Source organism: Pseudomonas sp. P179, from assembly GCF_000478485.2.
Taxonomy (GTDB): domain Bacteria; phylum Pseudomonadota; class Gammaproteobacteria; order Pseudomonadales; family Pseudomonadaceae; genus Pseudomonas; species Pseudomonas aeruginosa.
The window spans coordinates 1,930,671-1,955,722 of record NZ_KI517354.1; the positions used below are offsets into that span (position 1 = coordinate 1,930,671).

The 25,052-nt window shown below is 68.5% G+C and carries 24 protein-coding genes; 14 read left to right on the top strand and 10 right to left on the bottom strand.

The genetic code is table 11. From position 1 onward, the window contains the following. Nucleotides 1-154: 154 nt before the first annotated feature. Both guaA and guaB read right to left on the bottom strand, forming a co-directional pair. A complete protein-coding gene (guaA, locus tag HMPREF1224_RS21495; RefSeq protein WP_003105901.1) occupies nucleotides 155-1,732 on the bottom strand; it encodes a glutamine-hydrolyzing GMP synthase in 1,578 nt (525 codons plus the stop codon). A gap of 79 nt (nucleotides 1,733-1,811) precedes the next feature. Then, nucleotides 1,812-3,281, bottom strand: coding sequence for an IMP dehydrogenase (guaB, locus tag HMPREF1224_RS21500; protein ID WP_003092702.1), 1,470 nt, complete (start codon nucleotides 3,279-3,281; stop codon nucleotides 1,812-1,814). A 263-nt stretch (nucleotides 3,282-3,544) separates the two neighbouring features. On the opposite strand from guaB, the gene HMPREF1224_RS21505 reads away from it, so the two are divergent. From HMPREF1224_RS21505 to HMPREF1224_RS21520, 4 genes are all read left to right on the top strand, one after another. Then, the gene (locus HMPREF1224_RS21505) at nucleotides 3,545-4,522 is read left to right on the top strand and encodes a helix-turn-helix transcriptional regulator (RefSeq protein WP_003119304.1); all 978 of its coding nucleotides are present in this window, start codon (nucleotides 3,545-3,547) and stop codon (nucleotides 4,520-4,522) included. A 134-nt stretch (nucleotides 4,523-4,656) separates the two neighbouring features. Then, a complete protein-coding gene (locus HMPREF1224_RS21510) occupies nucleotides 4,657-5,553 on the top strand; it encodes a transporter (protein WP_003113818.1) in 897 nt (298 codons plus the stop codon). 12 nt (nucleotides 5,554-5,565) lie between these two features. Beyond that, nucleotides 5,566-6,723, top strand: coding sequence for an MFS transporter (locus HMPREF1224_RS21515; RefSeq protein ID WP_003113817.1), 1,158 nt, complete (start codon nucleotides 5,566-5,568; stop codon nucleotides 6,721-6,723). Between the two features lie 29 nt (nucleotides 6,724-6,752). Continuing rightward, complete coding sequence (locus HMPREF1224_RS21520) at nucleotides 6,753-7,895, top strand: class II histone deacetylase (RefSeq protein ID WP_003113816.1); 1,143 nt, start codon at nucleotides 6,753-6,755, stop codon at nucleotides 7,893-7,895. On the opposite strand, the gene HMPREF1224_RS21525 is transcribed toward HMPREF1224_RS21520, so the two are convergent. Beyond that, a complete protein-coding gene (locus tag HMPREF1224_RS21525; protein ID WP_003113815.1) occupies nucleotides 7,880-8,662 on the bottom strand; it encodes a sulfite exporter TauE/SafE family protein in 783 nt (260 codons plus the stop codon). The two genes, HMPREF1224_RS21520 and HMPREF1224_RS21525, sit on opposite strands and share 16 nt — an antisense overlap. Nucleotides 8,663-8,769: 107 nt before the next feature. Here HMPREF1224_RS21525 and HMPREF1224_RS21530 point away from each other — a divergent pair, with 107 nt between their 5' ends. The 7 genes from HMPREF1224_RS21530 to HMPREF1224_RS21560 all read left to right on the top strand — a co-directional run bounded on the left by HMPREF1224_RS21530 (nucleotide 8,770) and on the right by HMPREF1224_RS21560 (nucleotide 15,840). Continuing rightward, a complete protein-coding gene (locus tag HMPREF1224_RS21530; protein ID WP_003113814.1) occupies nucleotides 8,770-9,678 on the top strand; it encodes a LysR family transcriptional regulator in 909 nt (302 codons plus the stop codon). 36 nt (nucleotides 9,679-9,714) lie between these two features. Then, nucleotides 9,715-11,094 carry an exodeoxyribonuclease VII large subunit gene (xseA, locus tag HMPREF1224_RS21535; RefSeq protein WP_010793383.1) on the top strand — a complete coding sequence of 460 codons (1,380 nt, stop codon included), beginning with the start codon at nucleotides 9,715-9,717 and terminating at the stop codon, nucleotides 11,092-11,094. 6 nt (nucleotides 11,095-11,100) lie between these two features. Further along, nucleotides 11,101-12,036, top strand: coding sequence for a LysR family transcriptional regulator (locus HMPREF1224_RS21540; protein WP_003092728.1), 936 nt, complete (start codon nucleotides 11,101-11,103; stop codon nucleotides 12,034-12,036). A gap of 151 nt (nucleotides 12,037-12,187) precedes the next feature. Next, complete coding sequence (dctP, locus tag HMPREF1224_RS21545) at nucleotides 12,188-13,228, top strand: TRAP transporter substrate-binding protein (protein ID WP_003105399.1); 1,041 nt, start codon at nucleotides 12,188-12,190, stop codon at nucleotides 13,226-13,228. Between the two features lie 74 nt (nucleotides 13,229-13,302). Further along, nucleotides 13,303-13,797, top strand: a complete 495-nt coding sequence (locus HMPREF1224_RS21550) for a TRAP transporter small permease (RefSeq protein WP_003105397.1) — start codon at nucleotides 13,303-13,305, stop codon at nucleotides 13,795-13,797. Continuing rightward, nucleotides 13,794-15,074, top strand: coding sequence for a TRAP transporter large permease (locus HMPREF1224_RS21555; protein ID WP_003105394.1), 1,281 nt, complete (start codon nucleotides 13,794-13,796; stop codon nucleotides 15,072-15,074). The genes HMPREF1224_RS21550 and HMPREF1224_RS21555 overlap by 4 nt, the downstream gene beginning before the upstream one ends. Before the next feature lie 4 nt (nucleotides 15,075-15,078). Then, complete coding sequence (locus HMPREF1224_RS21560) at nucleotides 15,079-15,840, top strand: M15 family metallopeptidase (protein ID WP_003105392.1); 762 nt, start codon at nucleotides 15,079-15,081, stop codon at nucleotides 15,838-15,840. On the opposite strand, the gene HMPREF1224_RS21565 is transcribed toward HMPREF1224_RS21560, so the two are convergent. Further along, nucleotides 15,837-16,790, bottom strand: a complete 954-nt coding sequence (locus HMPREF1224_RS21565) for a GlxA family transcriptional regulator (protein ID WP_003092735.1) — start codon at nucleotides 16,788-16,790, stop codon at nucleotides 15,837-15,839. The genes HMPREF1224_RS21560 and HMPREF1224_RS21565 overlap by 4 nt on opposite strands. A gap of 120 nt (nucleotides 16,791-16,910) precedes the next feature. Between HMPREF1224_RS21565 and HMPREF1224_RS21570 the strand changes: the two genes are divergently transcribed. After that, nucleotides 16,911-17,540, top strand: a complete 630-nt coding sequence (locus tag HMPREF1224_RS21570; protein WP_003105389.1) for a cysteine hydrolase family protein — start codon at nucleotides 16,911-16,913, stop codon at nucleotides 17,538-17,540. Between the two features lie 35 nt (nucleotides 17,541-17,575). On the opposite strand, the gene HMPREF1224_RS21575 is transcribed toward HMPREF1224_RS21570, so the two are convergent. From HMPREF1224_RS21575 to HMPREF1224_RS21585, 3 genes are all read right to left on the bottom strand, one after another. Beyond that, nucleotides 17,576-18,148, bottom strand: coding sequence for a putative natural product biosynthesis protein (locus tag HMPREF1224_RS21575; protein ID WP_003105387.1), 573 nt, complete (start codon nucleotides 18,146-18,148; stop codon nucleotides 17,576-17,578). A 56-nt stretch (nucleotides 18,149-18,204) separates the two neighbouring features. Then, the gene (locus HMPREF1224_RS21580; RefSeq protein ID WP_003105385.1) at nucleotides 18,205-18,681 is read right to left on the bottom strand and encodes a copper chaperone PCu(A)C; all 477 of its coding nucleotides are present in this window, start codon (nucleotides 18,679-18,681) and stop codon (nucleotides 18,205-18,207) included. A gap of 129 nt (nucleotides 18,682-18,810) precedes the next feature. Then, nucleotides 18,811-19,200: a DUF2946 family protein gene (locus HMPREF1224_RS21585; RefSeq protein WP_003105383.1), complete on the bottom strand. Its 390-nt coding sequence runs from the start codon at nucleotides 19,198-19,200 to the stop codon at nucleotides 18,811-18,813. A gap of 171 nt (nucleotides 19,201-19,371) precedes the next feature. On the opposite strand from HMPREF1224_RS21585, the gene HMPREF1224_RS21590 reads away from it, so the two are divergent. Continuing rightward, nucleotides 19,372-20,220: a M23 family metallopeptidase gene (locus HMPREF1224_RS21590; RefSeq protein WP_003105381.1), complete on the top strand. Its 849-nt coding sequence runs from the start codon at nucleotides 19,372-19,374 to the stop codon at nucleotides 20,218-20,220. An 85-nt stretch (nucleotides 20,221-20,305) separates the two neighbouring features. Then, the gene (locus tag HMPREF1224_RS21595; protein ID WP_003092748.1) at nucleotides 20,306-20,701 is read left to right on the top strand and encodes a DUF4345 domain-containing protein; all 396 of its coding nucleotides are present in this window, start codon (nucleotides 20,306-20,308) and stop codon (nucleotides 20,699-20,701) included. A gap of 17 nt (nucleotides 20,702-20,718) precedes the next feature. Here the strand turns inward: HMPREF1224_RS21595 and HMPREF1224_RS21600 are convergent, their stop codons facing one another. The 3 genes from HMPREF1224_RS21600 to HMPREF1224_RS21610 form a co-directional block, all read right to left on the bottom strand. Next, nucleotides 20,719-22,134, bottom strand: coding sequence for a PepSY-associated TM helix domain-containing protein (locus tag HMPREF1224_RS21600; protein ID WP_003105378.1), 1,416 nt, complete (start codon nucleotides 22,132-22,134; stop codon nucleotides 20,719-20,721). A gap of 64 nt (nucleotides 22,135-22,198) precedes the next feature. Continuing rightward, nucleotides 22,199-24,370 (bottom strand): TonB-dependent copper receptor, encoded by a 2,172-nt coding sequence (locus HMPREF1224_RS21605; protein ID WP_003122105.1) that lies wholly within the window; start codon nucleotides 24,368-24,370, stop codon nucleotides 22,199-22,201. A 120-nt stretch (nucleotides 24,371-24,490) separates the two neighbouring features. Then, complete coding sequence (locus HMPREF1224_RS21610) at nucleotides 24,491-24,952, bottom strand: DUF2946 domain-containing protein (protein ID WP_010793384.1); 462 nt, start codon at nucleotides 24,950-24,952, stop codon at nucleotides 24,491-24,493. Nucleotides 24,953-25,052 lie beyond the last annotated feature (100 nt).

Here is a 25,052-nt window from a genome sequence, read left to right on the forward strand (position 1 = left end):
TCACCTTCGCGGTACTGCGGCTGGGAAATGATAGATTTTCTCATTTCCCAGCCGCGAAGGCGAGCCATCGCTCCGTGCAACCGCCTCTTTGCTGATCCGGAGCAAACGAAAAGGGCAGCCGAAGCTGCCCTTTCCTCTCATCGGCGCGAGCCGATCATTCCCACTCGATAGTCGCCGGCGGCTTGCTCGACACGTCGTAGGTGACCCGGGAGATACCGGCAATCTCGTTGATGATGCGGTTCGAGACCTTCTCCAGCAGTTCGTAGGGCAGGTGCGCCCAGCGCGCGGTCATGAAGTCGATGGTCTCCACCGCGCGCAGGGCGACGACCCAGGCGTAGCGACGGCCGTCGCCGACCACGCCGACCGATTTCACTGGCTGGAACACCACGAACGCCTGGCTGGTCTTGTGGTACCAGTCGAAGGCGCGCAGTTCCTCGATGAAGATGTGGTCGGCCTGGCGCAGCAGGTCGGCGTACTCCTTCTTCACCTCGCCGAGGATGCGCACGCCCAGGCCCGGGCCGGGGAACGGGTGGCGGTAGACCATGTCGTAGGGCAGGCCCAGCTCCAGGCCGATCTTGCGCACTTCGTCCTTGAACAGTTCGCGCAGCGGCTCGACCAGTTCGAACTGCATGTCCTCCGGCAGGCCGCCGACGTTGTGGTGCGACTTGATCACGTGGGCCTTGCCGGTCTTGGCGCCGGCCGACTCGATCACGTCGGGGTAGATGGTGCCCTGGGCGAGGAACTTCACGTCCTGCAGCTTGGTGGCTTCTTCGTCGAAGACTTCGATGAAGGTGCGGCCGATGATCTTGCGCTTCTCTTCCGGGTCGGCGACGCCGGCCAGGCGGCCGAGGAACTTGTCCTCGGCGTTGGCGCGGATCACCTTCACGCCCATGTTCTCGGCGAACATGGCCATCACCTGGTCGCCTTCGTGCAGGCGCAGCAGGCCGTTGTCGACGAACACGCAGGTCAGTTGGTCGCCGATGGCCTTGTGCAGCAGCGCGGCGACCACCGAGGAGTCCACGCCGCCGGAGAGGCCGAGCAGGACCTTGGAGGAACCGACCTGGGCGCGCACGGTGGCGATGGCGTCGTCGACGATGTTCGAGGGGGTCCACAGCGCGGCGCAACCGCAGATGTCGAGGACGAAGCGCGAGAGAATGCGCAGGCCCTGCTTGGTGTGGGTGACTTCCGGGTGGAATTGCACGCCGTAGTAGGCGCGGGCATCGTCGGCCATGGCGGCGATCGGGCAGCTCGGGGTGCTGGCCAGGATGTGGAAGCCGGCCGGCATCTCGGTGACCTTGTCGCCGTGGCTCATCCACACGTCGAGGCCGAGCACGCCGTCGTCGTCCACGTGGTCCTCGATGCCGTCCAGCAGGCGCGCCTTGCCGACCACGTCGACGCGGGCGTAGCCGAACTCGCGCAGGTCGGAGCCCTGCACCTTGCCGCCCATCTGCTCGGCCATGGTCTGCATGCCGTAGCAGATGCCGAACAGCGGCACCTTCAGGTCGAACACCGCCTGCGGCGCGCGCGGGCTGTCGGCTTCGTGTACCGACTCGGGGCCACCGGCGAGGATGATGCCGCGCGGCGCGAAGGCGATGATCGCCTCGTTGCTCATGTCGAAGGGATGGATTTCGCAATACACGCCGATCTCGCGCACGCGGCGAGCGATCAGTTGGGTGTACTGGGAGCCGAAATCGAGGATCAGGATACGGTGGGCGTGAATGTCTTGGGACATGGCCATCTCTCGCTACGGAATTCGAAAACGACACGGGGCTGAATCGAACAGCCCCGTGCAGCACTCATTTCAATCAGCCTCAACCAACCCGGTAGTTGGGGGCTTCCTTGGTGATCTGGACGTCGTGGACATGGGACTCGGCCATGCCCGCGCCGGTGATCCGGACGAACTGCGGCTGCGTGCGCATCTGCTGGATGTCGGCGCTGCCGGTGTAGCCCATGGCGGCGCGCAGGCCGCCCATCAGCTGGTGGACGATGGCGGACAGGGCACCCTTGTACGGCACGCGACCCTCGATGCCTTCCGGCACCAGCTTCTCGGCGCCGGCGGAGGCGTCCTGGAAGTAGCGGTCGGACGAGCCCTGGGAGCCGGACATGGCGCCCAGCGAACCCATGCCGCGGTAGGACTTGTAGGAACGGCCCTGGAACAGCTCGATCTCGCCCGGCGCTTCCTCGGTACCGGCGAACATCGAGCCCATCATCACACAGTAGGCGCCGGCGACCATGGCCTTGGCCAGGTCGCCGGAGAAGCGGATGCCGCCGTCGGCGATCAGCGGTACGCCGGTGCCTTCGAGGGCGGCGGCAACGTTGGCGATGGCGGAGATCTGCGGCACGCCGACACCGGCGACGATGCGGGTGGTGCAGATCGAGCCCGGGCCGATGCCGACCTTGACCGCGTCGGCGCCAGCCTCGGCGAGGGCCTTGGCGGCCTCGGCGGTGGCGATGTTGCCGCCGATCACCTGGACGTCCGGGAAGGTCTGCTTGACCCAGCGCACACGCTCGATCACGCCCTTGGAGTGGCCGTGGGCGGTGTCCACCACCACCACGTCGACCCCGGCGGCGACCAGCGCGGCAACGCGCTCGCCGGTATCGGCGCCGGTGCCGACGGCGGCGCCGACGCGCAGGCGGCCCTGCTCGTCCTTGGACGCCAGCGGGTAGGTCTTGGCCTTCTCGATGTCACGGAAGGTCACCAGGCCACGCAGGTAGAAGTTCTCGTCGACCACCAGCATCTTCTCGATGCGGTTCTCGTAGAGCTTGGCCTTCATCTCTTCCAGCGGGGTGCCTTCGCGGGCGGTGACCAGCTTGTCCTTCGGGGTCATGATCGCGGCGACGGTATCGCCGGCGTTCGGCTTCACCCGCAGGTCGCGACCGGTGACGATACCGACCAGCTCGCCCTGCTCCACCACCGGGAAACCGGAGAAGCCGTACTCGCGGGCCATCTGCAGCAGTTCGATGATCTTGGTCGAGGGGGTCACGGTGACCGGGTCGCGGACGATGGCCGTTTCGTGCTTCTTGACCTTGCGGACTTCCGCGGCCTGCTGCTCGATGCCCATGTTCTTGTGGATGATGCCGATGCCGCCTTCCTGGGCCATGGCGATGGCCAGGCGGGCTTCGGTCACGGTATCCATCGCGGCGGATACCAGCGGGATGTTCAGTTCGATGCCGCGGGTCAGGCGAGTTTTCAAACTCACGTCCTTGGGCAGGACTTCGGAATAACCGGGGATCAGAAGGACGTCGTCGAAAGTCAGGGCTTCTTGACTGATTCGCAGCATGGCGGGCGCTCCCAGACGGGAAAAATGGAAGCGCGACATTATACCCAGCCACGCGCTTCCGCTCAACGCAGTTGATCGCCGAAAACGGCGAATGGGCAAATATCTTGCAAGGCGCCCGCCAGGCCCCGTTCCGCCTGTCCTATCCCGCATTTGCAGGATGGCAGCGCGGCAGCGGATGGCCGGATACTGCGTACGTCACCCAGCGACCGCCCAGGCGGCGGGACGCCGATTCCAAGAACTATAAAAGTGGGACGGGGGAGAGAATGAAAGGGAGCACTGACCCGCATTCGTCATCCGCAGCCTTGCTCGCGGCGTTCGGCGCCGCCGTGCTGGACATCAACCGGCTGGCGCGCGACAAGACCCTGGAGCGTTTCCATCGCACCGCGCTGGAACGTCTGCAGCAACTGGTACCGTTCCAGCGTGCCTGGTGGGGCCGCGCGGCGCTGATCGACGGTGTGCCGGTGGAGCACAGCGCACACCTGTTCAACCTCGAAGAGCACTATGTGGAGGACTGGAAATCGATCAGCCACGACGACATTACCGTCGGCCTGGTACACGCCCGCCCGGGCACCGCCGTGGCCGTTGACATGCAGGCCACCGCCGGGCTGCGCTGGCTTGGCGCGCGTCACGACATCGGTGAGCTGCTCTGCGTGATCCACGTCGATCCGATCACCCGCCTCAGCGACCATGTCGCCCTCTATCGCACGCCTGGCGGCCCGCCCTTCGCGGACCAGGAGAAGCTGCTCCTCGGGCAACTCTCGGCGCACCTGGCCGCGGCCGTCTCGGCCAACCAGATCCGTACCCTGGTGGCCCTGCGCGAATCCCTCGAACGCCAGGCTCTGGCCATGGCGGTATGCGACCGCTACGGCGTGCTGCATTGCGCCGAACGCGGCTTCGTCGACCTGCTGCTCGGCGCCTGGCCGGGCTGGACCGGTCCGCAGTTGCCGGAGGAAACCAGCCCGCAGGGCTATCGCGATGCGCGCCTGGTGATCGACTCGCGGCAGGTCGGCGACCTCTACCTGCTCACCGCGCGGCAACCGAGCGCGATCGAACAGTTGAGCAATCGCGAAGGCGACGTCGCCCTGCTGTTCAGCGAAGGCAAGACCTACAAGCAGATCGCCCGCGACCTCGGCCTGGCGCCGAACACCGTGCGCCATCACATACGCACCATCTATTCCAAGCTCGGCGTCAACGACAAGGCGAGCATCGCCCACCTGCTGCACCAGTTCCCGCCTGGCTGACAGCCCTCCACCCCTGCCATCACCGCTTCGACCGCCCCGTCAAGGGCGGCATGGGCGCCCTTTCGCCTGCGAAAAGGCGCAACCACCACCGGCGCGACGAACGCCGGGCACACAACGACCGGGGAGACCGACACATGACCCACCGCACCGCCTCGATGGCCGCACCGACCGCCAGCGCCCTCGCGCTGTTCGGCATCCAGCTCCTGCTGGGCGCCGAGGCCGGCGCCGCCGACCTCAACGCCCGCGACTTCTTCGGCGCCCCGGCGGGCACCACGCTCGGCGTACTCTACCTGCCGGCGACCCGCGCCCATGAGTTCCACGGGCCGGCCGATCGCAACGGCAAGGCCGAACTGAAGACCAACGCGGTGGCCTACCGCCAGGTGTTCTTCAGCGACATCTGCGGCACTCTCTGCACGCCGCAGTTCATCATTCCCTTCGTCGACATCGATGCGCGCCTGCCCGGCAGCGTCGGGCATACCGGCGAGACCGGTTTCGGCGATCCCCAGGTCGGCGGCACCCTGTTTTTCGTCAACGACCTGGAACGGCGCCGCTACAGCGGCCTGCTGACCCTGATCACCCTGCCGCTGGGCGAGTACCACGCGAAGAACCCCGATGTCTCGCCCGGCGCCAACCGCTGGGGCGCCACCTTCGTCTACAACTACACCCAGGGCATCGGCCGCGACTGGGTGCTGGAAGCCAACCTGGAAGCGCAGTTCTACGCGAAGAACGACGACTACTTCGGCAGCGACCTGGAACAGAAACCGCTCTATCGCCTGCAAGCCTTCGCCTCCTACGACTTCAGCCAGAGCACCTACGGCGCCCTCAAGCTGGTGCACGCCGATGGCGGCGAACTGAAGCTGCAGGGCCATACCCTCGACGACACCCACCAGCGCTACACCCAACTCGGCTTCGAGCTAGGCCACTGGCTGGACCGGCGCAACAGCCTGATGTTCGGTCTCTCGCGCAACGTCGCCACCGACAATGCTTTCCATGGCAGCCAGGCCCTGTTGCGCCTGGTCCATGTGTTCTGAGGAGGCGCAGCCATGAGCGCTTCCGACAAGACTCTCGCCAGCGCCTCTCCGGCGTCCGGCAACCTCGCGCTGCTCGCGGCCATCGTGGTGTTCGCCGCGATCACCCCGACCATCCTGATGACCGCCCCCGCCGTCGCCGCGCAACTGGCGACCCAGTGGCAACTGAGCCCGGCGCGGGTCGGCGACCTGTTTTCGGTGGAGCTGGGCGCCATGAGCCTGGCGACGCTGCCGGCCTTCCATTGGCTGAAACGCGTCGATTGGCGCCACGCGGCGCTGCTCGCCGGCCTGCTGTTCATCGCCGCCAACCTGGCCTCGGCGCTGGCCGGCAGCTACCCGCTGCTGCTCGCCCTGCGTTTCTGCAGCGCCCTCGCCGGCGGCTCGCTGATGATCCTCTGCCTGTCCAGCGCCGCCAGCACCGCCACCCCGAGCCGGGTCTACGGGCTCTGGGTGATGGGCCAACTGGTGGTCGGCGCCGTCGGCCTGGCACTGCTGCCGGCGCTGTTCGAACGCTTCGGCCTGGCCGCCTGCTACCTGTTGCTGGCCGGCCTGATGGGCCTCGCCCTGCCGTTGTCGCGGGCCTTCCCCAGTGGCAGCCCGCCAGCGGAAGCCCGCGCCAGTACCGGCGCGGTTCACTCGCGACTGCGGGTCGGGCTGGGCATCCTCGCCGTGCTCACCTTCTATATCAGCCTCAGCGGCGTCTGGACCTTCATCGGCGCCATCGCCGAAGGCGCGGGGATCGGTGCCGGCGCCAGCGGCGAGGTACTCGCCGTCGCCACCCTGATGGGCATCGCCGGGGCGGCCTGCGCCTCCTTCATCGGCAACCGCCTGCCGCGCGACCTGATGCTGCTCGGCGGCTACCTGGCGATGGCCGCGGCGATCCTCCTGCTGATCGGCCAGCCGCCGCTGGCGCGCTTCGCCCTGGCCGCGCTGCTGTTCAAGTTCACCTGGACCTTCGCCCTGCCGTTCATCCTCGCCTGCCTCGCCGACCTGGACCGCTCCGGCCGCCTGATGAACGCCTCCAACCTGGTCATCGGCGGCGGGCTGGCCATCGGCCCGGCGCTGGCAGGACGACTCATCGAAGGCAGCGGCGGTTTCCTCCCGCTGCTGCCGATCGCCGCCGGCCTGGCCGCCCTCTCGCTGCTGCTGGCCCTGGCCTGCCGGCCACGCTGAAACCCTTTCCCGAACCACGGATACCCGCCATGACCCGACGTACCGCTTTCTTCTTCGACGAACTCTGCCTCTGGCACGCCGCCGGCCCGCACGCGCTGACCCTGCCGGTCGGCGGCTGGGTGCAACCGCCTGCCGCCGCCGGACACGCCGAATCACCGGAAACCAAGCGCCGGCTGAAAAGCCTGCTCGACGTGTCCGGCCTGACCGCCCGCCTGCAACTGCGCAGCGCACCGCCGGCGAGCGACGAGGACCTGCTGCGCGTGCATCCGGCGCACTATCTGGAACGCTTCAAGGCATTGAGCGACGCCGGCGGCGGCAGCCTCGGCCAGGACGCGCCGATCGGCCCGGGCAGCTACGAGATCGCCCGGCTCTCCGCCGGCCTGGCCATCGCCGCGCTGGACGCGGTGCTCGCCGGCGAGGCGGACAACGCCTACTCGCTGTCGCGGCCGCCAGGTCATCACTGCCTGCCGGACCAGGCGATGGGCTTCTGTTTCTTCGCCAACATCGCCGTGGCCATCGAGGCGGCCAAGGCGCGCCACGGCGTCGAGCGGGTCGCGGTGCTGGACTGGGACGTGCACCACGGCAACGGCACCCAGGCGATCTACTACCGGCGCGACGACGTGTTGAGCATTTCCCTGCACCAGGACGGCTGCTTCCCGCCTGGCTACAGCGGCGCCGAAGACATCGGCGAGGATCGCGGTCGTGGCTTCAACCTCAACGTGCCGCTGCTTCCCGGCGGCGGTCACGACGCCTACATGCAGGCCATGCAACGCATCGTGTTGCCGGCGCTGGAGCGCTTCCGCCCGCAATTGATCGTGGTCGCCAGTGGCTTCGACGCCAACGCGGTGGACCCGCTGGCACGCATGCAACTGCACAGCGACAGCTTCCGGGCGATGACCGCGATGGTCCGCGACGCGGCCGAGCGGCATGCCGGCGGACGCCTGGTGGTGGTCCACGAAGGCGGCTACTCGGAAGCCTACGTGCCGTTCTGCGGCTTGGCTGTGATCGAAGAACTCAGCGGCGTGCGCAGCGCGGTGCGCGACCCGCTGCGCGACTTCATCGAGTTGCAGCAGCCCAACGCGGCGTTCCGCGACTTCCAGCGCCAGCGCCTCGAAGAGCTGGCCGCACAGTTCGGCCTGTGCCCGGCGCAGCCGCTTCAAGCGGCCAGGTAGCGCCCGACCAGCGCCAGGCCGCTGCACAGCACCAGCCAGGTGACCAGGCGGACGAAGGCTTCACGCGACAGACGCAGGGTCACCCGACGGCCGATCCACAGGCCCAGCGCCATGCCCGGCAGCAGGCAGGCGGCGAGCAGCCAGGGCTCGCGCGCGGCATACAGCCCGGCGAGCAGGAACAGCCCCAGGCGGACGAAGGTGCTACAACCGATCAGCGCGCTCTGGGTGGCACGCATCTGCTCCTTGCTCGCCAGGCGTCCGTTCAGGTACAGCGAATAAAGGAAGCCGCCGCTGCCGAACAACGCGCCGAACAGCCCGCCGAAGACACCGAAGGGCAACGCCCAGGTCGCCCGCCAGCGCGGCTGGCCGCGTGGCTGGAGGAACAGCGCGTAGAGCGCATAGAGACTGACGAACACGCCGAGGGCCAGCATCAGCAGCTCCGCGCGTAGCGCCAGAAGTCCGTACGCCCCGAGCGCACAGCCCAGCAGCATGCAGGGCAGCAGACGCTTGAGCTCAGTGACGGCGATCTGCCGCCGCGCCGGCAGCCAGTTGCCGAACGACGCGCTGAAATCCAGCAGGACCAGCAGCGGAATGATCTGCGACAGCGGCAGCACCCCGGCCAGCAACGGGCCGGCGACCAGCGCGGTGCCGAAGCCGGCGATGCCGAACACCACATAGGCGAGGACGATGGCCAGTTCGACCAGCAGCCATTGCCATAGGCTGAACGGCAGGGCGGCGAACAGGACTGACGGATCGAGCGAGGACATGGCGACTCCCGGAACGACGACCTGCGCACTCTAGCGAGCGCAACGGCGCGCCAGCCAATACAATCCGAGCCCTGTAGCCATCTCGAAAAGGCATGGGGAATCTTCCGATGATCTCTTTGCGGCAACTCCATTACTTCGTCGAAATCGTCGAGTCCGGCGGCTTCAGCCGTGCCGCCGAACGCCTGTTCGTCGCCCAGTCGGCGCTCAGCCGGCAGGTGCGCGAACTGGAGGACAGCATCGGCACCCCACTGCTCCGCCGCGGTCCGCGCCAGGTCGAGCTGACGCCGGCCGGTCGCGCCTTCCTGCCACGCGCGCAGCGCCTGCTCGGCGACCTGGAGGCCGCCCGGCGCCTGGCTCGCGAGGTCGGCGAAGGCGGCCATGGCCTGCTGCGCCTGGGGCACTCCAGCTCGGTGCCGCTGGTGGGCGGCCTGCAAGCGGCGCTGCGCGGCTACCTCGCGGTGCAGAGCGGCGTCCGCCTGGAACTGACCCAGCAATCCTCCGAGCAGCAACTCGCCGATCTCGCCGAAGGACGCCTGGACCTTGGCCTGCTGCGCCTGCCGGTGCTGCGCCAGCATCCCCGGCTGCACCTCCGCGCCCTGTACCGCGAGCCGTTGCTCCTGGCTCTCGCCGCCGACCATCCGCTGGCCCGCCGTGAAGCCCCCGTGGCCTTGGCCGCCCTGGCCGGAGAAACCTTCGTCTCCATTCCCCACCTGCAACGCGGCGGCCTCAGCTATCGCGCCGCCGAACTCTGCCTCGGCGCCGGTTTCTACCCACGCCCGGCGCGCGCGCTGTCGCGCAAGACCAGCCAGTTGCAACTAATCGAGGCCGGCTTCGGCGTCGCCCTGGTGCCCGCCTCGATGCGCGCCATCGCACCGCCCGCCGTGAGCTTCATGTCTCTGGCCGAGGCCGAGGCATACAGCGAGGTGGCGCTGGCCTGGCGACGCGACGATAGCCCCCTGGTGGAAGGCTTCGTCGAATATTTCCTGGAGAATCTGCCGAACGAAGCCAAGGATTGATCGCACATCCCGGTGCGCCGCCTTATCATGCCGCCCATGCGTAACGATCCCTTCCAACGGCTCGGCCTCGATCGCGAGGTGCTGACCGTCAGCCAACTGAACCAGCGCGCCCGCCTGCTGCTGGAAGACGTGTTCCCGCAGGTCTGGGTCGAGGGCGAGCTGTCCAACCTCGCCCGGCCGGCCTCCGGCCATGTCTACTTCACCCTCAAGGACAGCAACGCGCAGATCCGCTGCGCGCTGTTCCGGCAGAACGCCCTGCGCGTACGCCAGGCCTTGCGCGACGGGCTGGCGGTAAAGGTGCGCGGGAAGATCTCGCTGTTCGAGGGACGCGGCGACTACCAGTTGATCGCCGATACCGTCGAGCCGGCCGGCGACGGCGCCCTGCGCCTGGCCTTCGAGGCATTGAAGGAAAAACTCGCCGGCGAAGGCCTGTTCGCCAGCGAACGCAAGCGTCCGCTGCCCGCCCATCCGCGCCGCATCGGTATCGTCAGTTCGCCCAGCGGGGCGGTGATCCGCGACATCATCAGCGTGTTTCGCCGCCGCGCACCGCAGGTCGAGCTGACCCTGGTGCCCACCGCAGTCCAGGGCCGCGAGGCCGTCGCGCAGATCGTCCGCGCGCTGCAACTGGCCGACCGGCAGGGCTTCGACGCGCTGATCCTGGCCCGTGGCGGCGGTTCCCTGGAAGACCTCTGGTGCTTCAACGAAGAAGCGGTGGCGCGCGCCGTGGCGGCCTGCGCCACGCCGATCGTCAGCGCGGTCGGACACGAGACCGACGTATCGATCAGCGACTTCGTCGCCGACGTGCGCGCGCCGACGCCTTCGGCCGCCGCCGAACTGCTGGCGCCCAACGCCGGCGACCTGCAGCAGCGTCTCGACGGCCTGCGCCGGCGCCTGGTGCTGCGCATGCGCGACCAGTTGCTGCGCGAACGCCTGCGCCTGGAAGGCGTCGCCCGCCGCCTGCGCCATCCCGGCGAACGCCTGCGCCAGCAGGCGCAGCGCCTGGACGACCAGGACATGCGCCTGCGCCGTGCCTTCGAGCGCCAGCTGGCGGTCCACCACGAACGCCTGGTCCGCCTGGAGACACGTCTCGCCGCACAGCATCCGGGCCGCACCCTGGCGCTGCTCCGGCAGAAGCTCGACAGCCTCGCCGCGCGCCTGCCGCGCGCCGCCCGTGAGGTACTGAAGGATCGTCGTCAGCGCCTCGAAGGACTGGCGCAGACGCTCAACGTGGTCAGCCCGCTGGCGACCCTGGGCCGCGGCTACAGCATCCTCCTCGACGAGCGTGGCCGGGCGATCCGCGATGCCGGCCAGACCCAGCCGGGACAGCGCCTGAAGGCGCGCCTGGCGGAAGGCGAACTGGAGGTGCGGGTCGAGGACAACCACCGGACGCCGGTGACCCTGTCGCTGCTGGACTGAGCCGCGATGATCCGCCTCAGCCAGCGCGCCCTGGCCTACCTCAACGAGGTGATCCACCACGGTTCTCTTCGCCGCGCCGCCCAGCACCTGAACATCGACCCCTCGGCCATCAGCCGGCAGCTCGCCAGCCTGGAGGAACATCTCGGCGTGCGCCTCCTGCAACGCACCCCGCAGGGCGTGGCGCCTACCGAGGCCGGCGAGCTGCTGGTGGCGCACTACCGCCAGCAACGGGCCAACGAAGAGGGCGTGCTGTCGCGTCTGTCGGCCCTGCAGGGGCTGCGCCAGGGCAAGGTGCGCCTGGCGGTCGGCGAGGGCTTCATCGCCGACCTGATCTCCCAGCCATTGCAGAGTTTCATCCTGCGCTACCCCGGCATCGAGCTGGAGGTCCGCATGGCCGGGGCCAACGAAGGCGTGGCGCTGGTCAAGGAAGACGCCGTCGACCTGGCCCTGGTCTACGCCCCGGTCGAGGACGGCGAGTTGGACGTGCACGTCGACACCCGCCAGCCCCTCGACCTGATCATCCCCGCCAACCATGCCCTCGCCGGACACCGCGGCGCGGTGCCGATGCGCGCGCTGCGCAACGAGTCGCTGGCGTTGATCCACAACAGCACCGGCATGGGCCAACTGGCGGTGATCGCCGCCCAACTGGAGCGCATCGAGCTAAGGCCGAAGCTGCGCACCAACTCGGTGGCGGTGCTGACCAATTTCGTCAAGTCCGGCATCGGCGTGGCCTTCATGCCGGAGTTGACGGTCAGCCACGAGATCGAGGCCGGGCATATCCGTTGCCTGCCGCTGGCCCACCCGGCGCTGCGCGACGCCCGCGCGCGGATCGTCAGCCACAAGGGCCGCGAGCTGACCGTGGCGGCGATCGCCTGCCTGGAACACCTGCGCCGCGGCATGCGCTTCTTCAGTGGCGACGCGCCCGGGCTCTCGCAGCGCTGAGGCGTTGTCTTTTTCGCATCACGTCCGGACTTGAATAGTCAACGAGACAACGGCTAGCGTTGCTTCGCTTTCGTGCGAGCACCCGGCCCCGCGCCCCGACAAGAAGTGCCGCCGATCCCCCGACCGTTCGGACTGCCATAAGGAAAACAACATGCACACGAATCCGCGCCGCGGCCTCGCCCGCCGCTTCGCCGCCGGACTGCTGGCCGCCGCCCTGGGCCTGGGCGGCAGCCTCGCCCAGGCCGCCACCACCCTCAACCTGAGCTATAACGGCGCCGCCGACAGCGAGAAGAACCTGGTGCACCTGTTCGCCAGCAACCTCAAGCGCCTGGCCGAGGAAAAGAGCGGCGGCGAACTGCAGTTCAAGCTCTACCCCAACAGCATGCTCGGCGAAGAGGAGCAGCGCATGGAACAGGTGATGACCGGCCCCGGCCTGAACATCGCCTCCTTCGCCGGGATCGCCCCGCTGTTCCCGGAGATCTACGTCAGCGCCACGCCCTTCATGTTCAAGGACGCCGCCGCGGCCCACGCCTTCTTCGACAGCGGCAGCTACTGGCAGGCCGCCCGCGAGGCCTTCCGCGAGCGCACCGGCACCGAGCTGCTGGCGGTGGTCGAGGAAGGCGGCTTCCTCAACTTCACCAACGGCAAGAAGCCGATCCACGGCCCGGCGGACTTCCAGGGCCTGCGCTTCCGCGCCATGGATCCCAGCCAGGTGGCGCTCTACGAAGCCTTCGGCGCCTCCGGCACGCCGATCCCCTGGACCGAGTTGTACATGGGCCTGCGCACCGGCGTCGCCGACGGCCAGATGAACCCGACCTCCTACATCATCCTCGGCAGCCTCTACCAGGTGCAGAAGTACCTGACCCTGGCCAACATCCAGTACTCCGACCAGTTCCTGGTGGCCAACGGCGATCTGCTCGCCAGCCTCCCGGCAAAGGAGCGCCAGGCCCTGCTCGACGCCGCCGCCGAAGCCACCCGGCTGAACCGCGAGGCGGTCGCTGCCCAGCAGGAGCGCGACCTCGCGTTCCTCAAGGAAAAGGGCATGCAGATCATCCAGCCGTCCGCCGATGACCTCGCCGCCTTCCGCGAGAAAGGCCAGCCGTCCTACCTGGCCTGGCTGAAGACCCAGGACATCGAGCCGCGCTGGACCGAGATGGCCTTCCGCGACGCCGGTCTCGCCACCGCCCCCTGACCTTCGCGCGTTGCCCCCCCGACGGCCGCTGCCGTCGGCCGGGCGCGCCTGTCCGACTTTCCGGAGTACCTCCCATGCCGTCATTGCTCAAGGGCATGCGCGCCGCGTTGCTGAACCTCGCCACGCTGCTGTTGCTGCTCGACCTGGTCCTGCTCATCTACGGCGTGTTCGCCCGCTACCTGCTCGGCAGCTCGCCGATCTGGATGGACGAACTGGCCCGCTACCTCATCATCGGCGCAGTAATGCTGGCGCTCGGCGCGGTATGGATGGAAGGCGGGCACATGCGCGTCAACCTGCTGGAACAACGCCTGCCGCCGCGCCTGGCGCAGGCCCTCAGGCTCTACCAGTGGCTGCTGGCGCTGGCCTTCTTCGCCTTCGCCGCCTGGGTCAGCACCCGCTACGCGCTGAACGCCGGGCGCTTCCGCAGCCTCGGCCTGGGCGTCAGCCGCACCTGGCCGTTGCTCAGCCTGCCGCTCGGCTTCGGCCTGCTGACCCTCATGCTGTTGCTCCAGGGGCCCTGGCCGCGGCAGCCGGCCAGCACCACCGTCGAGGGAGGGTCGCAGGCATGATGGCCATCGCCATGATCGCAGCCTTCGTGGTCAACCTCCTGCTCGGCCTGCCGCTGTTCCTCTGCCTGCTGCTCACCGCGCTGGTGGGGTTCCTCTTCGTCGACCCGGCGCTGTTCGCCAACACCCTGCCGCAGCGCTTCTTCGGCGGCATGGACATCTTCTCGCTGATGGCGATCCCGCTGTTCGTGCTGGCCGGCAACCTGATGAACCATTCCGGCATGACCCCGCGCCTGATGCGCCTGGCCAACGCCCTGGTCGGCCACTTCCGCGGCGGCCTCGGCCACGTCAACGTGGTCGCCGGGGTGTTCTTCGCCGGGGTCAACGGGTCCGCCGCGGCCGACGCTTCGGCACTCAGCACCCTGCTGGTGCCGGCCATGGAAAAGGAAGGCTACTCGCGGCGCTTCGCCGCCGGGCTGACCGCGGGCAGCTCGCTGATCGGTCCGATCATCCCGCCGAGCATCTTCATGATCCTCTACTCCTCGCTGACCAACACCTCGGTGGGCGAGCTGTTCCTCGCCGGGGTGATTCCCGGCCTGCTGCTGGCCGCCGCCTTCATGCTGCTGAACGCGGTGTACGCCTACCGCAACGGGCTGCAGGCGCGCCATGCGGCTCCGGCCTGGGGCGAGATCCTGGCGGCGCTGTCCGGCGCCCTGACCGCGCTGATCGCGCCGGTGATCATCGTCGCCGGAATCGTCCTGGGACTGGTCACGCCCACCGAGTCGGGCGCCCTGATCGCTCTCTACGTGGCACTGGTCGGTCTGCTCCAGCGCCAACTTAGCCTGGTCGGGCTGTGGAACTCGCTGCGCGAGACGGTACGCCTGACCGCCAGCATCTACGTGATCATCGCCGCCGCTTCGGTGGTCAACTGGTTGCTCAACTACGCCCAGGTCGCCAGCGAGTTCGCCCAGTTGCTGGAGCCGTTCGGCCACTCGCCGACCCTGATGCTGTTCATCATCAGCGCGGTGATCTTCGTCTGCGGCATGCTCATGGAAGAAGTCTCGGTACTGATGCTGCTGACGCCGATAGTCGCTCCGGTGGCGCTGGCCGCCGGCGTGGATCCGGTGCACCTGGGGCTGATCTTCACCCTGAACATCACCATCGCCCTGATCACCCCGCCAATGGGCGCCTGCCTGTTCATCGTGGCGACCATCAGCCGCCTCGATATCCTGGAAATGTTCAAGGGTATCTGGCCGTTCATCCTCGTGGCCCTGGGGGTGCTGTCGCTGCTGATCCTGTTCCCGTCCCTGACCCTGTGGCTGCCACGCCTGCTCAATTGACGCCATGACCGACTTCACCCAAGCCATCCCCGTTCTCCCGGAGCCCGACTGGCACGCCGTGGCCGGCATCCCCATCGTCGATGCCGGCACGCCGCTGGAGGCGCTCGGGCTGAGCCGCGAGTTCAGCGTCTGGCCGGCCTACCACAAGCTCGGCATTCCTCACGCGATCCCGGAGTGCCACGCTCGCGGCGAGGTCTTCGAGCGTCTCCTGCGGGTCGCCGCCGCCCTCCCCGGCGGCGTGCGCCTGGTGGTGCTGGACGCCTGGCGGCCGTTCGCCGTGCAGCAGTATCTCTACGACAGCCTGTCCAGCGCCCTGGCCGCGCACTACCCACGGGCCGGCGAGGCCGAGCTGGAACGGCTCACCCGCCAGTTCGTCTCGCCGCCGAGCAGCAGCCGCGAGGCGCCCAGCCCGCATCTCACCGGCGGCGCGGTGGACGTCACCCTGTGCGACGCCCAGGGCCGCTGGCTGGACATGGGCAGCGCCTTCGACGAAGCCGTTCCGGCCTCCTACACCGCCTACTTCGAACGCCTGGCGGAGCCCGACACGCGCCAGCGACGCGTCCGCGATCACCGTCGCCTGCTCTATCACGCGATGCTCGACGCCGGTTTCAGCAACCTGCCCAGCGAATGGTGGCACTACGATTTCGGCGACCAGCTCTGGGCCTGGCACACCGGCGCGACGCAGGCGCTGTTCGGCCCGGTGCAGTTGCAGGCGATGGACGCGCTCTGGCGCCAGCAGTTGCAGAAGCGCCCTCCGGCGGACTAGGAGGCGAAGGCGCGCCGGTAGCCCAGCGGCGGCAGGCCGAACGCGGCGGAGAACTGCTGGCGCAACGACACCGCCGAACCGAAGCCGGCCAGCCCGGCGATCGCCTGCACCGAATGCTCGGTGGTTTCCAGCAGGCGCTGGGCCAGGGCCAGGCGTTCGGCCTGCAGCCACTGGTTGACGGTGGTGCCGGTGAGCTGGCGGAAATGCCGGGTGAAGGTCCGCCGGCTCATCAGCACCCGCTGTGCCAGGCTGTCCAGGCTGTGCGCCTGGTCGAGGTTCTGCCGCAGCCACACCAGCAGCTCGCCGAGACGGCCGTCCTGGGCACTGTCCGGCAGCGGCTGCTCGATGAACTGGGCCTGGCCGCCCTGTCGATGCGGCGCCACCACCAGGCGCCGGGCCAGGTGATTGGTAGTCTGCGCACCGAGCCGCTGGCGGACCAGGTGCAGACAGCAGTCGATGCCGGCGACGGTGCCTGCCGAGGTCAGCAGGCCGTCGTCCTCGATGTACAGCACGTCGGGCTCCACCCGCACCGCAGGGAAGCGCCCGGCGAAATCCTCCGCCCACATCCAGTGGGTGGTGGCGCGGCGACCGTCGAGCAACCCGGCCTCGGCCAGCACGAAGGCCCCCAGGCACAAGCCCACCAGTTGCGCTCCGCGTGCACGGGCCGCGATCAACGCATCCAGCAGCGCTTGTGGCGGACGCTCGTGTGGATCGCGCCAGCTCGGCACGATCACGGTCTGCGCCTCGGCCAGCGCTTCCAGCCCGGCCTCGGCCTCGATGGTGAACCCCACCGTGGTTCGCAGCCGGCCCGGCTCGGCGGCGCAGACACGCAGGTCGAAGGCCTGCGCGCAGGGGTCGTAGCACTCCTGGCCGAACACCAGGCAGGGCACCGACAGGTGGAACGGACTGATGCGGTCGAAGGCCACCACGGCCACGGACTGGCGGGACATGCGCACCTCGGTGGGTATGAGCGGGTTGGCCCGATTCTAGCGAAAGTTGTCTCTCAGGCCACTCACTCGCTACGCCGCGCCGGGACCAGAATCTGCCTCACCCACTCAGGAGGAAACGCCATGTCCGCACGTCAACCCAAACGCGCCTTGCTGGTCATCGACGTACAGAACGAATACGTCAGCGGCAACCTGCGTATCGAATTTCCCGCCATCCAATCGTCGCTGGAACGCATCGGCGCCGCCATGGATGCCGCCCACGCGGCGGGCATCCCGATCGTCGTGGTGCAGCACCTGGCACCGGCGGACTCGCCGTTGTTCGCGCGCGGCAGCCGGCAGGCCGAGCTGCACGAGGTGGTCGCCTCGCGGCCCTACCAGCACAAGGTGGAAAAGCAACTGGCCAGTTCCTTCGTCGGCACCGGGCTGGCCGACTGGCTGCGCGAGCGCGACATCGACACCCTCGCCGTGGTCGGCTACATGACCCAGCACTGCGACGACTCGACCATCCGCCAGGCGATCCACGAAGGCTGGCAGGTGGAATACCTGCACGACGCCAGCGGCTCGGTGCCCTACCGCAACCGCGCCGGCCAGGCCAGCGCGGAAGAGATCCACCGGATCTTCGGCATCGTCCTGCAGTCCTCCTTCGCCGCCGTGCTCAGCACCGAGGAGTGGCTGGAAAGCCTCGCCGGCCGGCACGTTCCGGAACGCGACAACATCTACGACTCCAACCAGCGAGCCCTGGCCAACCGCTGAAACGGCGCCGCCCCCCCACGCGGGGCGGCGAGCGCTCAGCCGACCAGCGAGCCGCGCGCCGGCAACGGCTTCCAGCCCGGGAACTCGCGCAGCCGCGGGTCGGGCACCGCGCAATAGGCGAATGTCCAGTTCGGCGCCGGCAGGTCCAGGCGCTCCAGCGGCACACGCGTGCCGGCGCCGGCCTGCGGCGCCTTCCAGTCCTGGGTGATGTGCACACCGCCCTGGCTGGCCAGGAGGATGCCGCGGTTGGCGCTGGTGTCGTCCACCGTCCAGCGCGCGGCGGAGGCGTCCATCAGCACCTCCAGATGCTCGTCGGTCACCTTGGCGCCGAACGGCGACTGCAACAGCCAGCAGTACAGGCGCAGGTGCATCGCCCAGTTCCAGGCGGCCTTCTGCTCGGCCGCCCATTGCAGGAAACCACGGAGGATGGTCAGGCCATCCGGCGGATCGATCTTCAGCAGTTCCGGGCAAAGGTCGTAGAGATGGTGCCAGGCGCTGCTCAGGCGCTTGTTGAGCTGGTCCGGACGCAGGGTGGAGTTCTTCGGCGGCAGGCCGGGAGCCACCACCAGGCCGGTCTGCGCCGGCAAGGGATATCTGTTGCTGTTCATGCTCTGAACCTCGCACGCAAAGGCGGGGCGCCGGGCGCCCCTGCTCGACACGGCGCTCAGTGGCCGTGCTGCTCGTGCCCGCCCTGTTCGGCCGGCGCCTTGGACTCGACGACGATTTCCACCGGCACGTCGCCGGCCTTGCGGAAATGCAGCGTCAGCGGGAAGCGCTCGCCGGCCACCAGTGGCTGCTTCAGGCCCATCAGCATCAGGTGGTAGCCGCCGGGAGCGAAGCGCAGGTCCTTGCCTGGTGCGACGTCGACGCTGTCGACTTTCTGCATGCTCATCATGCCGTTCTTGTGCACATGCTCGTGCACCTCGGCGGAAGCCGCGCGCGGCGTGTCGGCGCCAAGCAGGGTGTCGTTTTCCTTGCCGTGGTTCTGCACCACGAAGTAGGCCGCGCCGTTCGGCGAGGTCGGCGGCAGGGCCAGCGCCCAGGGATGCTCGATGTGCAGCTGGCCGGCGTTGTACTCGTGGGCCTGGGCGAAAGCGGAAACGGCCAGCAGGGCCGCGGCAGCAAAGAAGGATGTGCGCATGGTGACTCTCCAGTAGCGTATGACCGGTCTTTTTCCGTCGGACCGGCGATTCCAGGGGGGAAGCTAGGGTATTGCGCCGCGACCTGCCCCGACCCGAAGGTCCAGGTTGTCGAAGGCGCGGGGGAGGAGTCAGGCGACAGGAGAAGCGCGCGGATTGGCGAGGCGCCAATAGCGCAGGGGAGGCAGGTCGGTGGCGGAGAAGGCGTTACGGGCCGGGCTGGCCAGCGGCGCCAGCGGCAATGCCGGCCAGGAGGCGACCAGTCCGGGCGTGCCGGCGGCGCCGGCGCAGCAGCAGAGGTGCGGGGCCAGGCTCTCGTGGTCGTCGGGAAGATCGATGTCCTTGAGCGCGGCACCCAGCTTCAGGCGCAGCAGCGAATCGGACGAGGTGCTGCAGAAGCCGCCGAGCAGCAACGAGGCGCGCTCCTGCGTCGTCAGCGCCTGCGAAAGCGGCACCACGAACAGGTTCATCAGCACGGCCAGGCTGGCCAGCCAGGCCACGGGGCGCCGTGACAGGGGCATCGTCGGTTCTCCGGAGAATGGGCCCTTTATGCCTGAGCGCGGGGCAAAAGTAAAAACGCCGGGCGCGACAGAGTGCCGCAGGTGAAAACGTTTGCAACCCTTGCGGGCTTTCCCCCGCCGCGCTCTTCCGCCAGCATAGACGGCTTTGACGCCCGACGAGTCGAGAAGCCGATGCCCCGCACCCTAGCCTTCGTTTCCACGCTGTTGCTCGCCGCTTTCTGCGCCCTGCCCACCCAGGCCGACAGCTTCATCATGCGCCTGCTGAACAAGCCGGTGCCCGGCGGGGTGGCGGTGGTCGACCTCGGCGAGGAAGGCCCGCCGCCGCGGGCCTTCTACCAGGGCAAGCCGGTGCTGGTGGTACGCGAGGAAGGCCGCCGCTGGATCGCCGTGGTCGGCATCCCGCTGAGCACCAAGCCCGGCCCGCAGAAGCTGGAAGTGCGAGCGGCGACCGGCAACCACGAGGAACGCTTCAGCGTCGGCAGCAAGCACTACCGCGAGCAGCGCATCACCCTGAAGAACAAGCGCCAGGTCAATCCGCTGCCGGAAGACCTCAAGCGCATCGAACGCGAACTCGCCGAGCAGACCGCCGCCTACCGCCGCTTCAGTCCCGGCCTGCCCAGCAACCTGATGCTCGACAAGCCGGTCGACGGTCCGCTCTCCAGCCCCTTCGGCCTGCGCCGCTTCTTCAACGGCGAAGAGCGCAACCCGCATTCCGGTCTAGACTTCGCGGTACCGGCCGGTACGCCGATCAAGGCGCCGGCGGCCGGCAAGGTGATCCTCATCGGCGACTACTTCTTCAATGGCAAGACGGTGTTCGTCGACCATGGCCAGGGCTTCATCAGCATGTTCTGCCACCTGTCGAAGATCGACGTGAAGCTCGGCCAGCAGGTGCCGCGCGGCGGCGTACTCGGCAAGGTCGGCGCCACCGGCAGGGCCACCGGACCGCACATGCACTGGAACGTCAGCCTGAACGACGCGCGAGTCGACCCGGCAATCTTCATCGGTGCCTTCCAGCCCTGAGAAGTGAGCAACGCGGCACCGGCTGAGGTCAGAAGGAACAGGGGGCGCGTCGATGCGCCCCTTTCATGACCAAGGGAGACACCGCATGACTCACCCGCTTCGCCTGCTCTGGCTGTGCTCGGCACTGTTCGTGGTCCTCGGCCTGGGCTTCGTCTTCTTCCCCGGCCCGCTCGCCTCCCTGCTCACCAGCGGCGAACCGCTCACCCCCGCCGCCCTCACCGACCTGCGCGCCAGCTACGGCGGCACCAGCTTCGGCATCGGCCTGCTGCTCGGCTATGCCGCCCTGCGCCCCCGCTACCTGGTGCTCGGCCTGCTCGCCGCCCTGGCGGTGATCGCCAGCGGCGGCGCGGCGCGTCTCTACGGTGTGCTGATCGACGCCTCGCCGGCGCTAACCACCTTCCTCTGGCTCGGCGCCGAGGCGCTGCTCTGCGTGCTGTTGCTGGCGGCACTCTGGAAGACCCGCCAGCTCGACCTCGACTGAGCGCCGGGCAGCAGGTCTCAAGCCAGGACCCGGCGAACCGCCGGCAGCCGCGACAGCACCAGCCAGTCCAGCGCCCAGACCAGCAGGAGCGAGGCCCCCACCAACGGGAAGGCCACGCCCAGCGCCAGCATGATGGCGATGCCGCTCTTCCAGCGCGGCAGCTCGTGGCGCAGCGGCGGCACGCCAAGGCGTCCGGCCGGCTTGCGCTTCCACCAGATCCACAGGCCGCTCGCCGAGCTGAGCAGGATCGCCAGGCAGACCGCGAGCATCAGCAACTGGTTGCCGAGGCCGAAGAGCTTGCCTTCGTGCAGCACGACGCCCATCTGCACGCTCCTCGCCACCGCGTTGTAGTCCTGCCAACGCACGTCGGCGAGAACCTTGCCGCTGTACTGGTCGATGTGCAGGGTGGCGTCGTGGCGCGGATCGTCGGGGAACACGGAAATCGTGTAGACCCCCTCCATCCCGCTCGGCAGGGCGATCCCGTAGCCCGCCGCCACGCCGCGCTCGCGGGCGATATCCACCACCCTTTGCAGAGGGATGCCCGCCGGCATCGGCATGTCCATCGGCATCGCGTGCCCGGCCTGGGCGGAATGCCCGCGATGCTCGGCATGGGCGTCGGCCGCCGGCGGCTGCGAGCGCGGCAGCGGAGTGTTCTCCAGCGGCCAGGGCACCTGCTGGCGCGACGCGCTGTTGAGGCTACCGGCCTGCATGTCGGAGGTCGGCACATCGTTCCACATCGCCGCCGGGAAGCGGTTCCAGACATCGGCGAACTGCTTGCCCCAGTAGCCGGTCCAGGTCATCCCGCTGAGCAGCATGAACAGCAACAGCAGGCTACCCCAGAAACCGGCGAGCACATGTAGCTCGCGCCACAGCGGTCGTCCGCGCAGGTGCAGGCGCGGCCAGAACAGCGCGCTCGCCGCCCGCCCGCGCGGCCACCACAGATAGAGACCGGAGACCACCAGGACGATGCCCCAGCCGGCGGCCAGCTCGATCAGCCGGTCGCCGACGGTCCCGACCATCAGCTCGCCATGCAGTGCCCGGGCCACCGCCTGGAGATTCAGCTGCGCATCCTGGCGGCCGAGTTCGCGCCCGCTGTAGGGATCGACGAAGAGGTTCCATTGCCTGCCCTCTTCGCCAATCACGAATTGCGCGCTGCGCCCCGCCTCGCTCGGCGGCAGGTACTGGCTGACGGCGGCCTGCGGGTGCGCCTGGCGCACCCCGGCGAGCAACTGGTCGGCGCTGCGCATCTGCGCACCGGCCTCGACCCGCAGCAGTTGCGGATAGAGCAGCGCATCCAGTTGCGGCTTGAACAGGTAGACGATTCCGGTCAGCGCCAGCAGGATCATGAAGGGCGCGACGAACAGGCCAGCGTAGAAATGCCAGCGCCAGGCCAGCGCGTAGAAGTCACGGCCGTTCTTTTCGTTCGATTGCATGGATCACCTCATCGGAGCGCACACAGGCAAGGCGGGCCCCGCTGGACGGGGCCTCGTTGAAGGTTCAGAAGCTGAAGTCGACCTTGGTCCAGAAGGTCCGGCCCGGCTCGGGAACCGTTTCGTTGGCGGAGAAACCGAAGCCGGCGTCGCCGGCCTTGTTCAGGTGCTCGGTGTAATCCTTGTCGAACAGGTTATCGACACCGGCGCTCAGCTTGACGTTGCGAGTCACCCGGTAGGCGCCGTTGAGCGAGAAGACGCCGAAGCCGGCGCTCTTGTCGAAGTCCTTGCCGACCACGTTGCCCTGGTCCCTGGCGATGCGATTCTGCGGCGCGACCACCCGCCACAGGCTGCCGGCACTCCAGTCGCCTTCCTCGTAGGTCAGGCCGAAGCGCGCTTCCAGCGGCGGGATCTGCGGCAGCGCGCGGTCGTCGGAGCTGTTCTTGCCCCAGGCATAGGCCAGGCTGGCGTCGGTCTTCCAGTTGCCGGTGAGCTGGTAGGAAGCGCCCAGCTCGCCGCCCATGATCCGCGCGTCGACGTTGGTCGCCTGGGTCGAGGAACCCATCATGCCCTCGCGATAGCTGAACAGGATGAAGTCCTGGACCACCCCGACGTAGCCGGAGGCCCAGGCCTGCAGCTTGTCGCCGTTGTACTGGAGGCCGAAGTCGAGCTGGGTGGTCTTTTCCGGCTTGATCTTGTCGAAGGCGTTGACCGACCCGTTCGGCCCGCGCTTGGGCGAGAACAGCTCCCAGTAGTCGGGGAAGCGCTCGGCATGGCCGAGGCCGGCGTAGAGGGTGGTCGGCGAGTCGGCGAGGTCGTGCTCGTAGCGCACGAAGCCGCTGGGCAGGGTATCGGCGCGGGTGTCGTTGGCCGTCGGGTTGGCCATGGCGTGGCCCATGTGCCCGGACTTCAGGGTCTGCCGGTAGTCCTTGACCGAGGCGCGGTCCAGGCGCAACCCGCCGATCAGCCGGTCGCGCTCGGCGGCGAACCAGGTCAGTTCGCCGAAGGCCCCGTAGTTGTGGAACACCGCGTCCTTGTTCCAGGGGAACTGGTCGGCGTCGGTGTAGTAGTCGGTCATCATGTCGTACTTGGAGCCGCGCGCGCGGTGCTCGTTGCGCATGGCGTCGACCCCGGTGACCAGCTTGAAGTCGTCCCAGCGCCAGGTGGCCGCCAGGCGACCGCCGAGGGTGCGTCGGTCCACCTGGGACGCCATCGGCATGGGCATCATGCTGGATGGGTCGGGAGTGCGCAGGCGGAAGTTGTCCATGATGTGGTCGGCGTAGTTGTAGTAGACCTGTGCCTCGACCTTCTCCAGCACATCGCTGACGTTCGATTTGACGAAGCGCAGGCCCAGGCTCTCGCGCTTGAACTGCGAGCCGTCCATGCCGCGCCCGGCGTAGCGTGCCTCGCCGTCGCCCTTGCCGGCGGTGAGTTCGATCAGGGTGTCCTCGTCGGGGGTCCAGCCGACCGCGACGTCGCCGTTCCACTTCTTCCAGCGCGACGGCACGGTATTCCCGGCGCCGTCCTCGTAATCGTCGGACTGCGCGTGGTTGCCGGTGAAGCGCAGGTAGCCGAGCCGGTTGCCGGCGGCGGCGTCCAGCACCTTGTCGAAGCGGCCATTGGAGCCGGCCAGCAGGCTGGCGTTGACCCGCGAGCCGAGTTCGCCGAAGCGCTCCGGCTCACGCTCGAAGAGGATCGTCCCGGCCGACGCGCCCGGCCCCCAGAGCACCGTCTGCGGGCCCTTGATCACGGTGAGCTTGTCGTAGGTTTCCGGCGAGATGTAGGAGGTCGGCGCGTCCATCCGGTTCGGACAGGCACCGAGCATCATGCCGCCGTTGGTGAGGATGTTCAGGCGCGAACCGAACATCCCGCGCAGCACCGGGTCGCCGTTGCTGCCGCCGTTGCGGATCACCGCGAAGCCGGGAATGGTCTTCAGGTAGTCGGCCCCATCGCTGGCCGGCACCGGTTGGCGCGGCTCCTTGGGATTGGTGACGATGGTCAGCGGCGAACTCTGGGCGACTCCGGTGACCACGCTCGGCGCCAGCTCCACGGCGTGATCCTGGTGCTGTGAGTGTTCCTCGGCCAGGAGCGCCGACGGAGACAGGGCCAGGCCGCACAGTGCGGCGAAGGCTCCCGCCCAGCGGCGGCGTTGTGCGAGACGGGCAGGGTCGAAGCTGAAAGCGGCGGTCGGGCAGGCGTTGCCGGCCGCTCGTTGTTGAGTAGACATACGTTTTTCCATGATCTATGTGACTTCCGCCCCGCCCCCACGGCGAGCAGGCACCCGGCCAGGCTCGCGTCACCGGCGCGGCGAAGACGCGCCGGTGCCCCCAGGAAGCGGCGGCTATCGGATTGAAAGAGGTCAGGCGATCAGGAACGGCGGCGCACGGGTACGGGCGCCGGGAAACACCGGCGAGGCGACGAACGCCTCGTTCAGGAAAGCGACGGCGGGCGCCGTCGCGAAGGGAACGGAGAACAGCGCCAGGCAGGCGTCTTCGGTGGGCGGCGGGCTGTGGAACAACAGGCTGCAATAACCGCACTTCTCCCAGAGCACGTCGCTGGCCAGGCGATTGCCTTCCTCGCCGCCCATCCCCGGCATGCCGGCATGGACGACGGAGCGCTGGGCATCGGAACAGCCGGCATGGGCCATGTCGCCATGGTCCATGTTCTCGTGGGACATGCCTTCGTGGCCCATCCCCACGCCCATCGGCATCGGGTGGTCCATCGGCATCGACTGGGAGATCAGCGGCCCGACGAAGATCATCAGCATGGCGAACAGAGCCAGCCATGCACCGATGCCTTGTCGTTTCAGAGTGGTCGCCACCTGCGACTCCCGCCGTCTTGAATGAAGACCACCGCGTAGCGGGCCGGATGGCCGCTCGCGCCGGGTCATGCCGAAAAGAAGAATGCGCCTGTCGTTATAC